The organism is Streptomyces sp. NBC_01275 (assembly GCF_026340655.1).
Classification (GTDB): domain Bacteria; phylum Actinomycetota; class Actinomycetes; order Streptomycetales; family Streptomycetaceae; genus Streptomyces.
In genome coordinates this window covers 9,800,608-9,816,710 of sequence record NZ_JAPEOZ010000001.1, presented here as the reverse complement: position 1 = coordinate 9,816,710, position 16,103 = coordinate 9,800,608, and the positions used below count along the sequence as shown (strand labels likewise).

The 16,103-nt window shown below is 72.1% G+C and carries 17 protein-coding genes and 1 pseudogene; 14 read left to right on the top strand and 4 right to left on the bottom strand.

Features of this window, described 5'->3' with window-relative positions; all coding sequences use genetic code 11:
* Nucleotides 1-235 precede the first annotated feature (235 nt).
* Together OG562_RS43150 and OG562_RS43145 are read left to right on the top strand one after the other, a co-directional pair.
* A complete protein-coding gene (locus tag OG562_RS43150) occupies nt 236-346 on the top strand; it encodes a tryptorubin family RiPP precursor (RefSeq protein ID WP_266407953.1) in 111 nt (36 codons plus the stop codon).
* 104 nt (nt 347-450) lie between these two features.
* The gene (locus OG562_RS43145) at nt 451-1,497 is read left to right on the top strand and encodes a cytochrome P450 (RefSeq protein WP_266407950.1); all 1,047 of its coding nucleotides are present in this window, start codon (nt 451-453) and stop codon (nt 1,495-1,497) included.
* A 91-nt stretch (nt 1,498-1,588) separates the two neighbouring features.
* Here OG562_RS43145 and OG562_RS43140 read toward each other — a convergent pair whose 3' ends face one another.
* Entirely contained in the window at nt 1,589-1,861 is a 273-nt protein-coding gene (locus tag OG562_RS43140; protein ID WP_266407949.1) for a hypothetical protein, read from the bottom strand.
* Nucleotides 1,862-2,059: 198 nt separating this feature from the next.
* Here OG562_RS43140 and OG562_RS43135 point away from each other — a divergent pair, with 198 nt between their 5' ends.
* Nucleotides 2,060-2,758, top strand: coding sequence for a hypothetical protein (locus tag OG562_RS43135; RefSeq protein WP_266407946.1), 699 nt, complete (start codon nt 2,060-2,062; stop codon nt 2,756-2,758).
* Nucleotides 2,759-2,913: 155 nt separating this feature from the next.
* Here OG562_RS43135 and OG562_RS43130 read toward each other — a convergent pair.
* A pseudogene (locus tag OG562_RS43130) lies at nt 2,914-3,140 on the bottom strand (ABC transporter ATP-binding protein); the annotation flags it as partial.
* A 297-nt stretch (nt 3,141-3,437) separates the two neighbouring features.
* A complete protein-coding gene (locus tag OG562_RS43125; protein WP_266407943.1) occupies nt 3,438-5,702 on the bottom strand; it encodes a M4 family metallopeptidase in 2,265 nt (754 codons plus the stop codon).
* A 487-nt stretch (nt 5,703-6,189) separates the two neighbouring features.
* Between OG562_RS43125 and OG562_RS43120 the strand changes: the two genes are divergently transcribed.
* The gene (locus OG562_RS43120) at nt 6,190-6,672 is read left to right on the top strand and encodes a hypothetical protein (protein WP_266407940.1); all 483 of its coding nucleotides are present in this window, start codon (nt 6,190-6,192) and stop codon (nt 6,670-6,672) included.
* A 14-nt stretch (nt 6,673-6,686) separates the two neighbouring features.
* On the opposite strand, the gene OG562_RS43115 is transcribed toward OG562_RS43120, so the two are convergent.
* A complete protein-coding gene (locus tag OG562_RS43115) occupies nt 6,687-7,139 on the bottom strand; it encodes a flavodoxin family protein (protein ID WP_266407937.1) in 453 nt (150 codons plus the stop codon).
* Nucleotides 7,140-7,474: 335 nt separating this feature from the next.
* Here OG562_RS43115 and OG562_RS43110 point away from each other — a divergent pair, with 335 nt between their 5' ends.
* The 10 genes from OG562_RS43110 (at nt 7,475) to OG562_RS43065 (ending at nt 16,076) form a co-directional block, all read left to right on the top strand.
* Nucleotides 7,475-7,849, top strand: a complete 375-nt coding sequence (locus OG562_RS43110; RefSeq protein ID WP_266407936.1) for a hypothetical protein — start codon at nt 7,475-7,477, stop codon at nt 7,847-7,849.
* A 183-nt stretch (nt 7,850-8,032) separates the two neighbouring features.
* Entirely contained in the window at nt 8,033-8,443 is a 411-nt protein-coding gene (locus OG562_RS43105) for a helix-turn-helix transcriptional regulator (RefSeq protein WP_266409836.1), read from the top strand.
* Nucleotides 8,444-8,513: 70 nt separating this feature from the next.
* Entirely contained in the window at nt 8,514-9,827 is a 1,314-nt protein-coding gene (locus OG562_RS43100; protein WP_266407935.1) for a DUF3500 domain-containing protein, read from the top strand.
* 236 nt (nt 9,828-10,063) lie between these two features.
* On the top strand, nt 10,064-10,531 hold the full coding sequence (locus tag OG562_RS43095) for a hypothetical protein (protein WP_266407934.1): 468 nt from the start codon (nt 10,064-10,066) through the stop codon (nt 10,529-10,531).
* Between the two features lie 271 nt (nt 10,532-10,802).
* Nucleotides 10,803-12,236, top strand: a complete 1,434-nt coding sequence (locus OG562_RS43090; protein ID WP_266407933.1) for an ATP-binding protein — start codon at nt 10,803-10,805, stop codon at nt 12,234-12,236.
* Nucleotides 12,233-12,655, top strand: a complete 423-nt coding sequence (locus OG562_RS43085) for a roadblock/LC7 domain-containing protein (RefSeq protein ID WP_266407931.1) — start codon at nt 12,233-12,235, stop codon at nt 12,653-12,655. The genes OG562_RS43090 and OG562_RS43085 overlap by 4 nt, the downstream gene beginning before the upstream one ends.
* Nucleotides 12,652-13,017: a DUF742 domain-containing protein gene (locus tag OG562_RS43080; protein WP_266407930.1), complete on the top strand. Its 366-nt coding sequence runs from the start codon at nt 12,652-12,654 to the stop codon at nt 13,015-13,017. Before OG562_RS43085 ends, OG562_RS43080 begins: the two co-directional genes overlap by 4 nt.
* Entirely contained in the window at nt 12,986-13,612 is a 627-nt protein-coding gene (locus OG562_RS43075) for an ATP/GTP-binding protein (protein ID WP_266407928.1), read from the top strand. The genes OG562_RS43080 and OG562_RS43075 overlap by 32 nt, the downstream gene beginning before the upstream one ends.
* Nucleotides 13,609-14,859, top strand: a complete 1,251-nt coding sequence (locus tag OG562_RS43070) for a cytochrome P450 (protein WP_266407927.1) — start codon at nt 13,609-13,611, stop codon at nt 14,857-14,859. The genes OG562_RS43075 and OG562_RS43070 overlap by 4 nt, the downstream gene beginning before the upstream one ends.
* On the top strand, nt 14,856-16,076 hold the full coding sequence (locus tag OG562_RS43065) for a cytochrome P450 (RefSeq protein WP_266407925.1): 1,221 nt from the start codon (nt 14,856-14,858) through the stop codon (nt 16,074-16,076). Before OG562_RS43070 ends, OG562_RS43065 begins: the two co-directional genes overlap by 4 nt.
* Nucleotides 16,077-16,103 lie beyond the last annotated feature (27 nt).

Here is a 16,103-nt window from a genome sequence, read left to right as displayed (position 1 = left end):
CGGCGCGCCGGTTTCCCCGCTGTGTCGATCCCTGCTTTATGGCCGCCTCGATCGGTTTTATGGACCTCATTACCCAGCGTTTATGCGGAGGTTTCTGCCTGAGAGTGCACGACTGTTTATCCAGCAGTGCACCGCCGTTTTCACACCTCCGCCGGGAATTCTGGCGGGATCGTGTCGCGTGTTCCCCGTCACCGTTGACCGGCCTGACGCCCGGGGATTTACTCGTCCCGATTCCGTGTCACTCTCCCAGCGACGGAGGCATTCCATGAAGATGCTCGGGTCCCTGAAGAAGAAGATCACCGGCGAGAAGAGCCTGAAGGCGTATGCCTGGTACATCTGGTTCTGAGTCGCCGGTGTGTGAGTGACCCCCCGCGTGCGCCCGCCTTTTCCGGTAACGGAATCGGCGGGCGCACGCCCCTTTTACCTCCGTCGCTCCGATCTGGAGATCCCATGTCACTGTCGCCCTCGCTCACACAGGACCGCAGAGTGGATTTCGCCCCGCGGATCCGCTCGCTGCTGGACGACCACCTCGGGGACCGGGTGTTCCGGCTCGACCCCGAGACGGTGGGAGTCGCCTCGGCCGAGCTCATCGAGCGGATCATGGCCAGTCGGCCGGCCAACGACTTCGAGCGGCCCACCTTCAAGCCGCTGCTCGGTAGATCGATCCCGCGGACCGAGGCGTCGGCCGTGATGCGGGCCGTGGGCCAGGACGTACGGGCTGCGCTCGCCGAGCCGACCGATCTGTCCGCCGACCTCTCCGGAAACTGGCCGCAGGTCGCCCACACCTATCTGCGGGACACCGTCTTCGGCCGTGACCCCCGCCGGCTGAAGGTCCTGGTCGACCGGCGGCTGGAGTGGACGCCCAAACTGACCTGGGCCGTCGTCACCGTGGGCGCGGGACTGCCCGGGCGGCGCGGGGCGCTCGCGGGGACCTCGCGGCTCGCCGCCGGGACCGCCGAGGCGTCGACGTACGCGGCGCGACGGCACGCCATGGGCCTGTACCGGCGGGCGGCGGCGCCAGTCTGCTTCACCGTCTCGGCGCTGGTCGCGAACGCGCTGTGGCTCGGCGCGCCCTTCGCTCCCGACACGCCCAACCGGCACATCGTCCACGAGTCGCTGCGGCTGCTGCCGGTCTCCTGGAACCTGCTGCGCGTGGCCTCCCCCGAGTTCACCCGCCTCGACGACCGTATCGGCCCGAAGGACGACGTCCTGATGCTGCCGCTGCTGTCCCACCGCGACCCGGCGCTGTGGGACGACCCCCAGGCGTTCCGCCCCGAGCGATGGAACGACCTCGACCCGGACACCGCCCCCGGCTACCTGCCCTTCGGCCACACCGACGAGCGCTGCTGGGGCCGGCACATGGTCCTGCCGCTGGCGGAACGCCTGTTGGACATCGCCCGGCACAACGGACTGGCCCCCGACCCACGGCAGACCGCGGCCAGAGTGCCGTTGGCCGGACTGATGAGCGTGGTCGACGTGGACATGCGCTCCCGGTGACCGCTGCGGGACACGGGGGTCGACGTGCGCCCGACTGTCACGGTCTACACGGACATCAACGTGGACACGGGTGGCGAGGCGGGCCCGGATGTCACGGCGTTCCCGGGGCGTCGGCCCGCCAGTCGAAGCGGCGGCCGTCGGCGCCCCGGCGCACGTACACGGTCCGGCCGCCGGGGCCGTAGCGGCCTATCTCCGTCGTCAGGGCCACCTCGCGCAGCGCGTGGTCGGAGCGGTCCGTGACGTCCAGCAGCAACCCGTCCAGCGGACCGCCCACCAGCTCCGCGTACACGCGCTCCGGGCGGGGCCCCGCGTCGTCGTGATCGGCGCCGTAGACCCGCCCCCGCAAGAACTCAGCCTCGTCCATGACCAGCAGCTTGCCATCCGCCACTGACAACGGCCCCGCGGCCGACGGCCGACCAGGCTCGACGAGGGACGTGGGGACGCTCTTCGGCCAAGACCGTGGCGGAAACGCGTCGCATGGGGGCATGTTCCGTATCGGCCCCGAATCGGCGGGTATCACGCTCTTACACATCGTGGTGTACGGGCTGGGGGGCCGACCCTGATGGCACGCAGGCAGGAGGAGGCGCGGGCGGCCGAGTCGGCGTCCGCACGGCGTCGGCGGACCGTGCGCGAGCTGCGCGCGGCGGGCCGCTACGGGCCCCGATTACGTGAGGTGCTGCCCGCCCTGACCGGCCTGGTGGTCGTGGTGTGCGCCGCGGTCGTGGGACTGACGCTGGTCTCCCGGGTGTACGGCGGGTGGGCGGGGGCGCTCGTCCTCGTGCCGCTCGCCGTCGTCGCCGTGGTCGTGCGGCGTCTCTCCCGTCGGCCGGCCCGGCGGCGCAGCGGCTACTACACCGCGCAGGAGCTGGCCGAGCTGGACATGCCGGCGCTGGTGCTCGCGGTGGCCCGGATGCTCCGGCGGGACGGCTGGCGGGTGCTGCCGCCGCCCCGGCACGACGCCCTCCATCTCGCCGCCCACGACGGCCGGGGACGGGTGCTCGACGTGGCGTTCCGGCCCGTGGCCGAGCCGCTGCCCGGCGAGGACACCGCCTGTTCCTGCCGGCCGCGGGTGCGACGGCGGGCCGGTCCCCCGCTGCGGCTCGTCGTGCACCGGGGCACGTTCACCCACCGCGACGAGGTGTGGGCCGCGCGCGAGGGGCGCACCTTCCTGATCGACGGCCCCCGGCTGCGGCTGTGGGCCCTCGGCACACCGCTGGCCCAGCTCGCCGTGGGCGCGGCGCCCTCGCCCCGCCGGACGTGAGGCGACCGCGTCAGCCGTCCCGCCGCACCGTCGGTCGTCCCCCTCCACCATCAGCTGTCCCCCTCCACCGTCCGCAGACACACGCCGAGTCGGGCGATGGCCGAGGGGCTGCGGGGGCTCTCCGCCGGGTCGACGTGGTCGAGGACGAAGATCCGGCGTTGGCGCCCGCCTCCGGACAGGGCCAGGAAGCCGCGGTCGGCGAGGTGGACGACGCCGGTGGCGTCCATGGCCCGGGCGCAGACGTCCCGGTCGGACGCGGTGGTGCGGTCGCGGCGGTGCGGTCGCGGTGGGGCAGGCGTCCCCTGGCGACGGCCTCGGCGACGGTGAAGTCGAACTCGGCGGAGGACTCCTGCGGCGGCGCCGCCAGGACGCGGGCGGCGGCCAGGGCGCCAGGTGAGGCGCCATCAGCCCGACGAACCCGATGGCCCCGCTGACCGACGGTCACGGCGGCGATCGGCACCTGGGTCCAGGTCGCCCCGCCGAGGCAGCACAGCAGCCACATCATCGCCGAGCGGGCCGCCGGAAGGGCCGGAAAGGCACGGAGAGACAGAGATCGCGGCAAGCGGCCTAGGGGAACAGGGCCGCCGCCCGGACCCTCGGGGGGCCGGGCGGCGGTCGTACGGTCGGTGCTCTCCTGAGAGCCGGTCAGGGGATCAGGAGAGCAGGGAGATCAGGGAGATCAGGGAGTGAGCTGCCAGCGCTGGATGTAGCCCACGTCGATCGACGCGCGGTCCTGGACCCGCAGCTTCCAGACGCCGTTCAGGGGCTGCGCGGAGGCGTCGACGGTGAAGGTCTGGTCGACGTTGTCGGCGGAGCCGCCGCTGCGGTTGAGGAGCGAGTAGACGGTGCCGTTCGGGCCGACGAGGTCGACGGTCAGGTCACCGCGGTAGGTGTGGACGATGTTGACGTACACCGAGGCCGTGGCCGAGGCGTTGCCGTCGCGGCCCGCGATGGTGATCGGGGACTCCACGGCCGCGCCGTTGTCCGGGATGTCGACACGAGTGCTGGTGGCGTAGACGTACGCGATCCGCCAGGCGAAGGTGTCCGTGACGGACGCTCCCGTGCTGTCGGTGACCTTGAGGGTGACGTCGCTGGTGCCGAGGGTGGTCGGCGTGCCGGAGATCAGTCCGCTCGGGCTGAGGGACAGACCGTCGGGCAGGCCGGTCGCCTCGTAGGTGAGGGCCGAGCCGCTGTTGGTGGTGTAGGCGTCCACCTGGAGGGAGACGGCCTGGCCGACGCCGCTGGTCTGGTCGGCGATCGGGGCGAGGTTGACGCCGAGGGCTATCCGGCTGCCGACGTTGATGCCGGCCCAGGCGTCGGCGACGGCGAGGTAGGTCGGGCTGTAGGCGCCGAAGAGGTCGCCCGCGGCCTGGAGGGTGGCGGTGCGGGCGCCCGCGTAGTTGGTCGACGACGTCATGTACGTCGTCAGCGCCCGGTACCAGATCGCGGCCGCGTTCTCGATGCCGATGCCGGTGACGGCCTGGCCGTCGTAGGTCGGGCTGTCGTAGGCGACGCCGTTGACGGTCTTGGGGCCGCTGCCCTCGGAGAGGAGGTAGAAGAAGTGGTTCGCGGGGCCCGAGGAGTAGTGGACGTCGACGCTGCCCAGGGTGGAGCTCCAGCTGTCGCGCGAGGAGCCGTCCTTGGAGGGCTTGTCCATGTAGCGCAGCGGGGTGCCGTTGCCGTTGATGTCGATCTTCTCGCCGACGAAGTAGTCGCCGGGGTCGGCCGGGAGGTTCTCGTAGAACTCGACGGCGGCGGCGAAGATGTCCGAGGTCGCCTCGTTGAGGCCGCCGGACTCGCCCGAGTAGGTGAGGTTGGCGGTGGCGGCGGTGACGCCGTGGCTCATCTCGTGGGCGGCCACGTCGAGTGCGGTCAGCGGGTGGGTGTTGCCCGAGCCGTCGCCGTAGGTCATGCAGAAGCAGCTGTCCTGCCAGAAGGCGTTGACGTAGCTGCTGCCGTAGTGGGCGCGGCTGTAGGCGGCGACGCCGTCGTTGCGGATGCCGTTGCGGCCGTACACGTTCTTGTAGTAGTCCCAGGTGGCCGCGGCGCCGAAGGCCACGTCGACACCGGCGGTCTGGCGGTTGGCGGTGGTGCCGTCGCCCCAGACATCGTTGTCGTCCGTGAAGAGGGTGCCGGTGCCCGAGGTGCCCTGGTTCAGGTCGTACGTCTTGTGCCCGGCGCGGCCGCCGTCGGTGAGCTGGTACGTCGATCCCGACAGGGTCGTGCCGAGCGGGACCGTGCCGCTGTACTGGCCGGTGCCGCTGCCCGTCTCCACCTTCTCGGCGGCGAGGATCTGCTTGCCGGTGGTCGCGTCGGTGACGACCTGGAGTTCGCTGGGCGTGCCGTCCTGCTGGACGCCTTCGACGACCGTCTCCCAGGCCAGGACGGGCTTGCCGTCGCCGGCCCAGACGATCAGACGGGGTGCGTCCCCGGTCTCGGAGCCCTTGACCTCGGCCTTCTTCGAGGCGGTGAGGGCCTTGCCGGTGGCGTCGGCGGCGGAGAGCTTCGGGGTGAGCGACGGCACCGCGAGGGTCGCCCCGCTCGCCTTCGTCACGGTGCTGCTGCCGTTCTTGAGGTGGACGACCAGGTCGCCGCCGAGGACGGGCAACCCGGCGTAGGTGCGCTCGTAGCGGGTGTGCGTGGTGCCGTCGGCGTCCTGGATGACGTCCCTGACGACGAGCTTCTCCTTCGCGCCGAGGCCGAGCCGCTGCGCCGTGGCGGCGGACGCGGTCTGCGCGCTCTTCAGCAGCGAGGTGCGCCGGGCGGGCGTCAGGGACGCGGCGGCCGCTCCGGCGCGCGGAGTGGCGGTGATCTGCGCGGGACCGGGGTCCGCGGGGGCGGCGGACGCGCCGCCGGTCTGGACTCCGAGGGTCAGCAGGGTGCCGACGGTGGTGAGGGCGAGGACGGTGGCGCGTCTGCGCCGGTGCTGGGGTCGCCTGGGCAACGGGTTCTCCTTCTGCGACGGTCGGCCCGTGATGGAGGCCGGGGAGGGGCGGAACGGCGGGGTGGGGCCGGTCCGGGGCGCACGGCACTGCAGGCGGGTGAAGGAGGCTGTGGGGGGAGTGGGGGGTGAGGAGGAACGGGGGGTGGGGGGTGGTGCGGGCTGCGCCGCAGGGTGGGGGGTGTGACGCATGGTGGGGGTGTGAAGAAAGGGTGAACTTCGGCAGAAGCGTTGCATCGGGTCCACAGGTTTGTCATGGGAGCGTCAAAACATCGGCTGGAATTGACCATGCCCAACTGGGGATTCGGCATGATCGGCGCAGGTTTTCGGCCTCGCGCGGGGAGACGCCGGAACACCCGCGGAGAGGGAGTCGAAGGCCGCCGGTAGCCCGTTCGAGTGGTCCGCTTCCGCTCGTCGTCGTAGCGTCGAGAGAGAACTCACCGGGGCGCAGCACACAGGCGGGTCCCGGGACGCACGGGCGGGAGCGGCGATGCGACACACGACGAGATCAGCGGTCACCCTCTGCGCGGCACTGGGGCTCACGGCGGCGATCGGCTCGGCCACGGCATCGGCCGCCCCTGCCGCCTCGCCGTCCGGGGCGCGGGCCGTCGCGCCGGCCGCGGTGCGGCAGACCGACGCGCCCGTCCTCGTCGACTGCTTCTGGCACCCGCAGGTGCGGCCCACCGACTTCATCCTGGCCTGCGGCGACGGCAACAGCCGGCTCGTCTCGCTGCACTGGGACACCTGGAACGCCGACTCGGCGCGGGCCACCGGGGTGAACGTCGTCAACGACTGCGATCCGTACTGCGCGGTGGGCACCTTCCACCCGTACGCCGTCGTCGTGAAGCTGGACCGGCCGGAGGCGTGGAAGAAGGACCCGCGGCTCCAGCACTACAGCCGGATCAGCCTCACCTACCCGGGGGCCCGGCCGGAGCAGTTCGGGCCTGTGGTGACGTATCCGCTCTGGAACTGACGCGTCGGGGCCGGTCAGTCCGTCAGGGTCGCGGCCAGCGTCGCGCCCAGTTCCCAGCAGGCCTCCGTGTCCGCCTTGGTCGGCTCTCCGGTGACGGTGACGGGGTCGGCCGTGCGCCGCCAGCCGAGGCCGGTGGTGATGGCCTCGATGGCGCGGACCGCACCGGTGACGTCGTTGCCGCCGTGGACGTAGTAGCCGAAGGGGCGGCCGCGGGTGGTGTCGAGGCAGGGGTAGTAGACCTGGTCGAAGAAGTGCTTGAGCGCACCGGACATGTAGCCCAGGTTGGCCGGCGTGCCCAGCAGGCAGGCGTCGGCGGCCAGAACGTCGGAGGCGGTGGCGGCGAGGGCCGCCCGCCGTACGACGCGGACGCCCTCGAGCTCCGGAGCCGTCGCGCCCGAGACGACCGCCTCGAACAGCGCCTGGCAGTTCGGCGAGGGGGTGTGATGGACGATCAGCAGGGTGGCCACGGCACCGACCCTGCCCGTTCGAGCGGTCCGGTGGCAAGCGGCGGGGCCGTCTGCCGGGCCTGCGGCCGGAGCCGGTGTTCCCGTCGACCGGAGCAAGCGCGCCCGTCGGCTGGCGCAGGCGTTCCCGTCGACCGGAGCAGGCGTTCCCGTCGGCGACGCTGAGTCGCTCAACTTCCGTACACCTGCGGTCAGAAGAACGCACGGACCTTCGATTTCCGAAGGCGAATAGGCCAGTCCCGGAGCATGTCACCTTCTCGGGGGACGCGCTCCGTACGGTTCGGGGCACGAACGGGGTCGGAGGAGCCCGGGCCCGTGCAACCGGCAGGAGGAACGCCATGGCGAATGTGGAGATCTCGCTCAAGGAGATGATGACCACGGTGGAGGGCGCGCTGGGCGTCGCCGTCGTGGACTACACCAGCGGTATGGCACTGGGCACGCTCGGCGGCGGCAAGGACCTCGACCTGAACGTCGCCGCGGCCGGCAACACCGATGTGATCCGCGCCAAGGTGCGCACCATGGAACACCTGGGCCTGAAGGGCGAGATCGAGGACATCCTCATCACGCTCGGGAGCCAGTACCACCTCATCCGGCTGATCAAGGGCCGGCAGGGCAGCGGGCTGTTCATCTACCTCGTGCTGGACCGCGGCCGCTCCAACCTGGCCATGGCCCGCCATCAGCTCAAGCGGATCGAGAACGAACTCGAGGTGTAGACACCCGGACGGTCCTCGGCTTCGCACGCCCTCGAATTGCAGATGTCTTCATCTCGACATCTCGCCACTTCGACATCTGGGCATCTCGACACATCCAGATCAGCGCATCACACGGGTGTGCGGAGCCCGCAGCCACGAGGATCGAGACTTTCACCGAACGCGGCAGGGAGCGAGCGATTGACCATGCAGGTCCCCCTCTACCAGGCCAAGGCCGAGTTCTTCCGCATGCTCGGGCACCCGGTGCGCATCAGGGTCCTCGAACTGCTGCAGAACGGCCCCGTCCCCGTGCGGGACCTGCTCGCAGAGATCGAGATCGAACCGTCCAGTCTGTCCCAGCAGCTGGCGGTGCTGCGCCGCTCCGGCATCGTGGTGTCCATCCGGGAGGGCTCGACGGTCAGCTACGCGCTGGCCGGCGGCGACGTCGCCGAGCTGCTGCGGGCGGCCCGCCGCATCCTCACCGAACTCCTCGCGGGGCAGAACGAGTTGCTGGCCGAGCTGCGCCAGGCCGATCCGCCGCGGCCCGTACCCGATGCACCCCTGTCCGCACCCGGTCCGCCGCTGTCCGTGCCGCACGGCGACCCCAGCCGGACCTGACGGAAGGGGCTGCGGCGACGCTTCGGCGGCTCACAGGTTCGCTTCAGGTCCGTCATGGAGTTTGGTCCCCATGCACGGACACCGACCACGCACCCTCGCAGCGGAGCGCAGCCGCCGCTGGTTCATGAACAAGGCGCTGCTCGCCGGCGGAGTCGCCGCGATGGCGACCATGACCGGCTGCTCCTCGGACTCCTCCGACTCGGCGGCCTCCGCCTCCGGCGCTCCCTCCGGCGGCCCGGGCGGCATGCCGTCCGGCGGGCCCGGCGGCGGGGCCGGGGGCATGGGCCCCGGAGCGAGCGAGGTCAAGTACGCCGACTTCACCGGGGTCACCGCCGACGGCAAGATCGTCGACGACCTGTACTCGATCCACGCGACGGAGGTCTCCACCGACAAGGCGGTCAAGGCGGCGCAGGCCTTCCTGGACGGGCTGACCGCCAAGGAGCGCAAGGCCTCCGTCTTCGACGTGGACGACGACGAGTGGCTGAAGTGGAGCAACGTCGACGGGTACGAGCGCCAGGGCGCCCGGATGGGCGACCTGACCGAGAAGCAGCGCGATCTCGGCTACGCGCTGCTCGGCGCGGCGCTGTCCGCCGACGGACTCACCCAGACCCGCAACATCATGAAGCTCAACGCGTTCCTGGGCGACTACAGCGGCGGCAACCGGGACACCCTCACCGAGGGCGCGTACTTCTTCACCTTCATGGGCACGCCCTCGACGACCAAGCCATGGGGCTTCCAGTACGAGGGTCACCATGTGGCCGTCAACTACTTCGTGCTCGGCGACCAGGTCGTCATGACGCCCACCTTCATGGGCTCGGAGCCGACCTCGGCCACCTACGACGGCGAGAAGATCACCCTCTTCAGGAAGGAGACCACCGCCGGGCTCACCCTGCTGCGGTCCCTGACCGACGCACAGCGCAAGAAGGCGATCTCGTCCGAGGAGAAGGCCGGCGACAACCTCAAGGCCGGCGCGGGCCAGGACAACCTCAAGCTCGCCTACCAGGGCCTCGTCGCCTCCGGATTCACTGCCGCACAGCAGCAGAACCTGCTGGACCTGGTGCGCGTCTACGTCGGCAACATGGACGACGGGCACGCCGACGTGAAGATGAAGGAGGTGGAGGACCACCTCGACGCCACCTACTTCTACTGGATCGGCGAGACCGAGGACTCCTCGGCCTTCTACTACCGCGTGCACAGCCCGGTCGTGCTCATCGAGTACGACGCGCAGTCCCCCCTCGCCTACGGCACCAAGGACAGCAGCGGCGGCATGGGCGGCCCCGGCGGAACGCCCACCCAGCAGCACATCCACACCATCGTCCGCACTCCCAACGGCGGCGACTACGGCGTGGACCTGCTCAAACTGCACCTGGAGAACGACCACTAGGTCCTGACCAGGTCCGGGCCAGGTCCTGGCCCGGACCTGCGTGTCGCGTGGCGGTCCGTCGGATTCGGGCGGTCCGTTCCGTCGGCGTGGGTCGAACGGCAGCACGGGAGTCGAACGAAACAGACCGAAACGCCAGGGTCCGCCACCCCTTCCGCCACGTAGAAATATCTACCAGCATGCTGGGTCCCGGTCGGCGTGGGGCCGACGGCGGACGTCACGTGACACGGAGCCGGACCATGAACGATGCGATCTCGACCTGCGGCGTGGAGTGGCTCGCCGCAGCCGCCACGGACCCTCGGGTGTGCAAGCGGGAATGGGACCACGGCGAGGGGATCGCGCTGCTGGAGGCGGGCCGCTACTGGGACGTGCTCAGCGTCCCCGACCGGCTGGGGCTGCTCACGCTGGACCTGCTGTGGCAGACCGCGCTGCCCGTGCCGGGGCCGACGCTGGTCGACACCAGAGCGCACCGGGTGGGCTTCTTCCTGCCGCCCGATCCGGGCAGCCGGTGGATCGGGGACGGGCTGCGGCACGCGAGCCGGGGCGCCTGGGTCGCCGTGCCGCCGCCGTACCGCCCCGCCCGGTTCCTGGAGTGGCTGGTCCCGCCGGACGGGAGCGGCTCACTGCACCCGCCCGTGACGCTGGAGCTGGCGCTGCGCCAGGCCAACGGCACACTGGCCGTGCTGACCCCGCCGTACGGCGGGTAGCGCCGCGCGGTCGCCGGAGTCCCGGCCCTCGTCGCCCGACCGCGAGACGCTCGGTCAACTCCGTCAGCCCGCCTGTGCTCCATGGCAATTCGGGCAGTCGGCACAGAAGTGAACAGATGCAGGTCACTTCAGAAGCCAAGTCTCGCTCAACCGGGCGGGATCGATCAATGACGGTGTGTACTGTGCTGCGAGTGCCCGGTCCGAAACGCCTCGGACCCACTCCTGCCCTGCTCGCTCCGGATCGACGCCCGACCCTCCCTGGAACCAATCCATGATCGAATTACCGGACCTGGCGGCCGGCGGCCTGACCGTCGGCACACTGTCCGCGCTCGCCCTCGCCGGCGGGCTGCTGCGGTTGCGTCGGCAACAGACCCGGCAGCGCGCGGAGATCGCCGCACTGCGCACCCAACTCGACGGGTCCCTGCGAGCGTTCACGGCCGAGGTGGAGCATCTGGCGGCGCGCCGGGTGCCCGCCGCCGCCCAGCGGGTCGCCCATCCGCACCTCGAAGTGCCGGGCCCCCTCCAGCCGTTGACCGCGGGCACCCCGCTGGGCATCGCCCTGGAGAACGTGGTGCTGGCGCTACAGGCCGAGGTGGCCGCCCAGCGCACCCGCGTCGACGCCGCCGCCCAGGCCGGCATGCGGGGCGCGACCCGGGAGATCCAGGCGGCCCTGTACCGGCTGCAGGACGCCCTGCGCGGGCTGCAGCAGCGTTACGACGACCCGGAGTTGACGCAGACCCTGTTCCGCCTCGACCACGAGAACGAGCAGTCGCTGCGCCGGGCGCAGGTCGCCGCGGTGGTGTGCGGGGCCTGGGTCGGACTGGCGCGCGAGGAGTCCCATCTGGTGGACGCGGTGACCGGCGGTCAGGCCCGGCTCGCGGGCTACCAGCGGGTCAAGGTCCACAACCACCTCGAGGCCGGCACGGCCCTGGTCTCGCACGCCGTGGAGCCCGTCGCCATCATCGTCGCCGAGCTGCTCGACAACGCGCTGCGGCACTCCGCGCCGGACACCGACGTCGTGGTCGGTCTGGAGCACGTCCACCACGGCGTGTGCGTGACCGTCGACGACGCGGGCCTCGGCATGACCCAGGACGAACGCGAGCGCGCCCAGCGGCTGGTGGCCGGCGACGCCCCGATCCTGCTGACCGACCTGGGCGATCCGCCCCGCATGGGGCTGGCCGCGATCGGCCGGCTGACCCGGCAGTTCGACCTGGGCGTCGACGTCTCCTCCGCCTCCCCGTACGGCGGGGTGCGGGCGGTGCTGCGCGTCGACAGCCATCTGCTCACCCGTATCGACCCGGACCGCCGGCCGCCCGCGGCGAGCGCCCCGCGCACGACGCGCACCACACGCAAGGGCACGCCTGACCGGCCCGCCGCCCCGACGGCCCACGCCTACGGGACCGAGGTCGCCGCGTCCGACCCGGCCCGGCACCACGGCCCCCTGGACGCCGACGGTCTGCCGCAGCGCCGTCGCCGCGGCCGGGCCGCCGTACCGGCCCAGGAACGCGCACAGGACCGCGTACAGGACCACGCGGAGGCCGGGACGCCGCGGCCGGCGGCGCGCCGGCCCGAGGAGGCGGCGGCCGCGCTCGGCGCGCTGCAGTCCGGGACCGCGGCGGCCCGCTCCGGCGCGGCCGAGGCCCCCGCGGGGGCGGCCGACCACGACACCGACCAGACCGACGACGAAGGAGGCGCGGCCAGATGACCAGCCGCAACACGGGCGACACGGCATGGGTGCTCGAACCGATCCTGCAGGTGCCGCACGTGGTGGCCGCCGTCATGCTGACCCGGGACGGGCTCGTGACGGGATACACCGATGCGCTGTCCCAGCCGTCGGCCGAGCGGGTGGCCGCCATCACCAGCACGGTGCAGGGAGCGTGTCGGACCGCGGCGGCCGCGTTCGCCGACCGGGAGCGGGCCGAGGTCCGCCAGATCGTCATCGAGTCGGACCACGGCTATGTGCTGATCGTGCCGACCGACCACGGGACCTGTGTCGCCGCGTACGGCGACGGCGAGGTCCGGCTGGACCTGCTGGCGCACCGGGTGCACTCGCAGGTGGCGCGACTGGGCGAGAAGGCCATGGCGGCCGCGCCCCGAGGAGCCGACGACAACGCACCGGCATGACCGACCGCCCCGCCGGCCGGCCTCTGGTTCCCGCGTACCTGTCGACCGGCGGTGTGGCCCGGCCCAGCCGCCCCCATCTGGAGCGGCTGTCGGTGCTCGTGCGCGGCGACGAGCCGCTGCCCGCCGGGCTGCCGGCCGCCGAACTCGCCCTGCTGGACGTCCTGGAGGGCGGTGCGCTGGCGGTGGTGGAGGCGTCGGCGCTGCTCAGGCTGCCGGTCTCCGCGGTGCGGGTGCTGGCGGCCGACCTCGCCGACCGCGGTCTCGTCCTCACCCGTGCGCCGATCCCGCCCGCCGAACGGTTCGACCCCGACCTGCTGAAGAGAGTGGCCGATGGCCTCCGCGCCCTCAAGCACAGTTCGTAGCGCCGGCTCACCTGGCGCCGTCCACCTGCCCGACACCGCCCGTGACCTGGTGAAGATCCTGGTCGCGGGGCCGTTCGGGGTGGGCAAGACGACCCTGATCGACTCGGTGTCGGAGATCCGGCCGCTGCACACCGAGGAGCAGCTGTCCGAGGCGTCCGCGCGGGTGGACGATCTGGCGGGGCTGCGGGACAAGGAGTCGACCACCGTCGCCATCGACTTCGGCCGGCTCAGCCTGTCCGGCGGAGTGGTGCTGTACCTGTTCGGCACGCCGGGACAGGAGCGGTTCCGGCCGCTGTGGGACGACATCGCCTACGGGGCGCTGGGGGCGCTCGTCCTGGTGGACAGCCGCCGGATCGACGCGTCGTTCGACGTGCTGGGGCTGGTGGAGGAGAGCGGGCTGCCGTACGCGGTGGCCTTCAACGACTTCCCGGACGCGCCGCGCCACTACGGCGAGGAGCAGCTGCGGCGGGCCCTGGACCTGGACGCGGGGACGCCGATGGTGACGTGCGACGCGCGGGACGCGAACTCCTCGATCGACGCGCTGCTCACGCTGGTCGACCATCTGATCGCCCACAACCCCGTGGAGGCCCGGTGACCGCCTATCCCCCGGACCAGCGCGACTTCTCGCGCTCGGCGCCGGTACGGCTGTGGGAGGACGGTTTCGCTCCGGACCCGAGCCGCTACTACGCCGCCCTGCACGCCCAGGGGCCGATCGGCTGGGCGGAGTTGGCGCCGGGCGTGCCCGCCTACGTGGTCACGGACCGGCGGGCGGCGCTGGACGTGCTGCACGACGAGGAGACGTTCTCGCACGACCCGCGCGCATGGGAGTCGACGGTCCCCGTCGACTCGCCGGTGCTCGGCATGATGCGGTGGCGGCCCAACGCCCTGTTCTCCGACGGCGCGGCGCACCTGCGCTACCGCACCACGCTCATCGACGTCTTCGACCTGGTGGAGCCGTACGACCTGCGCAGGCGGGTGCACCGGGCGGTGCGGCTGCTGGCCGGGCGCATCGGGCCCAGTGGCGAGGCGGATCTGGTGGCGGACTTCTCGCGGCCGCTGCTGGCGCTGGTGCTCAACGACCTGTTCGGGCTGCCGGACAGCCAGGGCGACCGGCTCAACGAGGGCCTGGGCAAGATGATGGAGGGCGGCGCGCAGGCCGTCGAGGGCGAGGCGCAGTTCGCGCAGTACGTGCTGGAGCTCATCGCGGCCAAGGCGGCGCGGCCCGGCGACGACCTGCCCAGCCGGCTGCTGGAGCATCCGGCGGGGCTGACCCGGGAGGAGGTCACCTGGCAGGTGTTCCTCACCCTCGGCGCCGGATACGAGCCGACGGCGAACCTGCTGTCCAACACGCTGTCCAGGATCCTGGGCCACTCGGCCTACTACTCGACGCTCACCAGCGGCGCCCGTCCGGTCATGGACGCGGTGGTGGAGGTGCTGCACCACGAGACGCCGCTGGCCAACTACGGCGTCTACTACGCCCGCAAGCCCGTCGCCTTCCACGGGGTGTGGCTGCAGGACGCAGTGCCGGTGGTGGTGTCGTTCGGGGCGCTCGGGCACTTCGCGGAGCGGGAGGTCACCGAGGGCCGGCATCCGAACGACGCCTCGCACCTGTCGTGGGGCGCGGGCGCGCACGCCTGCCCGGTCAAGCAGCACACGCTGCTGCTCGTCACCGAGGCGATCGAGCGGCTCACCCAGTGGCTGCCCGACCTCGATCCCCTCCTGCCCCGCGAGCGGCTCGCCTGGCGGCCGGGGCCGTTCCATCGCTCGCTCACCGCACTGCCCGTCCGCTTCAGCCCCCGCTCCCCCGATCCCTCTCCCGACCAGCCAGGAGTCCCGTCGTGACCGTGACCGACCGCATCGCCCTCGACCCGCTGGGCGCCGACATCGCCGCCGAGAGCGCCCGGCTGCGCGCCCTGGGGCCGATCGTGCCCGTGGAGCTGCCCGGCGGCATCCCGGCCTGGGCGCCCACCGGGTACGACACCCTCAAGGAGCTGATCCTCGACCCGCAGGTCAGCAAGGACCCGCGGCTGCACTGGCGGCTCTGGCCGGAGCTGGGCGAACACCCGTCCTGGGGCTGGATCCTGGGCTGGGTCGGCGTGGTCAACATGCTGTCGACGTACGGCGCCGACCACACGCGGCTGCGCAAGCTGGTGGCGCCGAGCTTCACGCACCGGCGCACGGAGGCGCTGCGGGAGCGGGTGGAGACGATCACCGGGGAGCTGCTGGACGCCCTCGACGCGGGCGGCGGCGAGCCGGTGGACCTGAAGGCCGGGCTCGCGCACCCGCTGCCGATGCAGATCATCTGCGAACTGTTCGGTGTGCCCGAGGAGTTGCGGGACGCCACCGGCCGGCTGATCGCGGCGATCATGGACACCTCGGATCCGAGCCCGGAGCACGCCGCGTTCGTGCAGGAGCAGATCGGCGCCGTGCTGGGCGCGCTCATCGCCCACAAGAGCGAGCACCCCGGCGACGACATGACGACCGAGCTGATCCGGGTGCGGGACGAGGACGGGGGCCGGCTCAGCGACGAGGAACTGCTGTACACGCTGCTGCTGGTCATCGGGGCCGGGTTCGAGACGACCATGAACCTGGTCGGCAACGCGGTGGTGGCGCTGCTGCGCCGGCCCGAGCAGCTGGCGGCCGTGCGGCGCGGGGAGATCTCCTGGGACGCGGTCGTGGACGAGACGCTGCGGGCGCATCCGTCGATCGCCTCGCTGCCGCTGCGGTTCGCCGTGAGCGACCTGAAGGTCGGCGAGGTGACGATCCCGGCCGGGGACGCCATCATCACGACGTACGCGGCCGCGGGGCTCGACCCGGCGCACTACGGGCCGGACGCGGACGTCTTCGACGCGACGCGGGCGGCGGAGGACCATCTGGCGTTCGGGATCGGCGTGCACCGCTGCATCGGCGCGCCGCTGGCCCGGATGGAGGCGCTGACCGCGCTGCCCGCGCTGTTCGACCGGTTCCCGCAGCTGCGGCTGGCGGACGACGAGCTCGAGCAGGTGCCGTCGTTCATCGCGTTCGGCTGGCAGGAGATCCCGGTCCTGCTGCGGGGCTGAACTGCGGGGAGAACGACCGATCCCCCG

Coding starts and splice junctions, on each gene's coding strand:
- OG562_RS43145 (WP_266407950.1), top strand. CDS start 451: ATGTCACTGTCGCCCTCGCTCACACAGGACCGCAGAGTGGATTTCGCC.
- OG562_RS43140 (WP_266407949.1), bottom strand. CDS start 1,861: ATGGACGAGGCTGAGTTCTTGCGGGGGCGGGTCTACGGCGCCGATCAC.
- OG562_RS43135 (WP_266407946.1), top strand. CDS start 2,060: ATGGCACGCAGGCAGGAGGAGGCGCGGGCGGCCGAGTCGGCGTCCGCA.
- OG562_RS43120 (WP_266407940.1), top strand. CDS start 6,190: ATGCGACACACGACGAGATCAGCGGTCACCCTCTGCGCGGCACTGGGG.
- OG562_RS43110 (WP_266407936.1), top strand. CDS start 7,475: ATGGCGAATGTGGAGATCTCGCTCAAGGAGATGATGACCACGGTGGAG.
- OG562_RS43105 (WP_266409836.1), top strand. CDS start 8,033: ATGCAGGTCCCCCTCTACCAGGCCAAGGCCGAGTTCTTCCGCATGCTC.
- OG562_RS43100 (WP_266407935.1), top strand. CDS start 8,514: ATGCACGGACACCGACCACGCACCCTCGCAGCGGAGCGCAGCCGCCGC.
- OG562_RS43095 (WP_266407934.1), top strand. CDS start 10,064: ATGAACGATGCGATCTCGACCTGCGGCGTGGAGTGGCTCGCCGCAGCC.
- OG562_RS43090 (WP_266407933.1), top strand. CDS start 10,803: ATGATCGAATTACCGGACCTGGCGGCCGGCGGCCTGACCGTCGGCACA.
- OG562_RS43085 (WP_266407931.1), top strand. CDS start 12,233: ATGACCAGCCGCAACACGGGCGACACGGCATGGGTGCTCGAACCGATC.
- OG562_RS43080 (WP_266407930.1), top strand. CDS start 12,652: ATGACCGACCGCCCCGCCGGCCGGCCTCTGGTTCCCGCGTACCTGTCG.
- OG562_RS43075 (WP_266407928.1), top strand. CDS start 12,986: ATGGCCTCCGCGCCCTCAAGCACAGTTCGTAGCGCCGGCTCACCTGGC.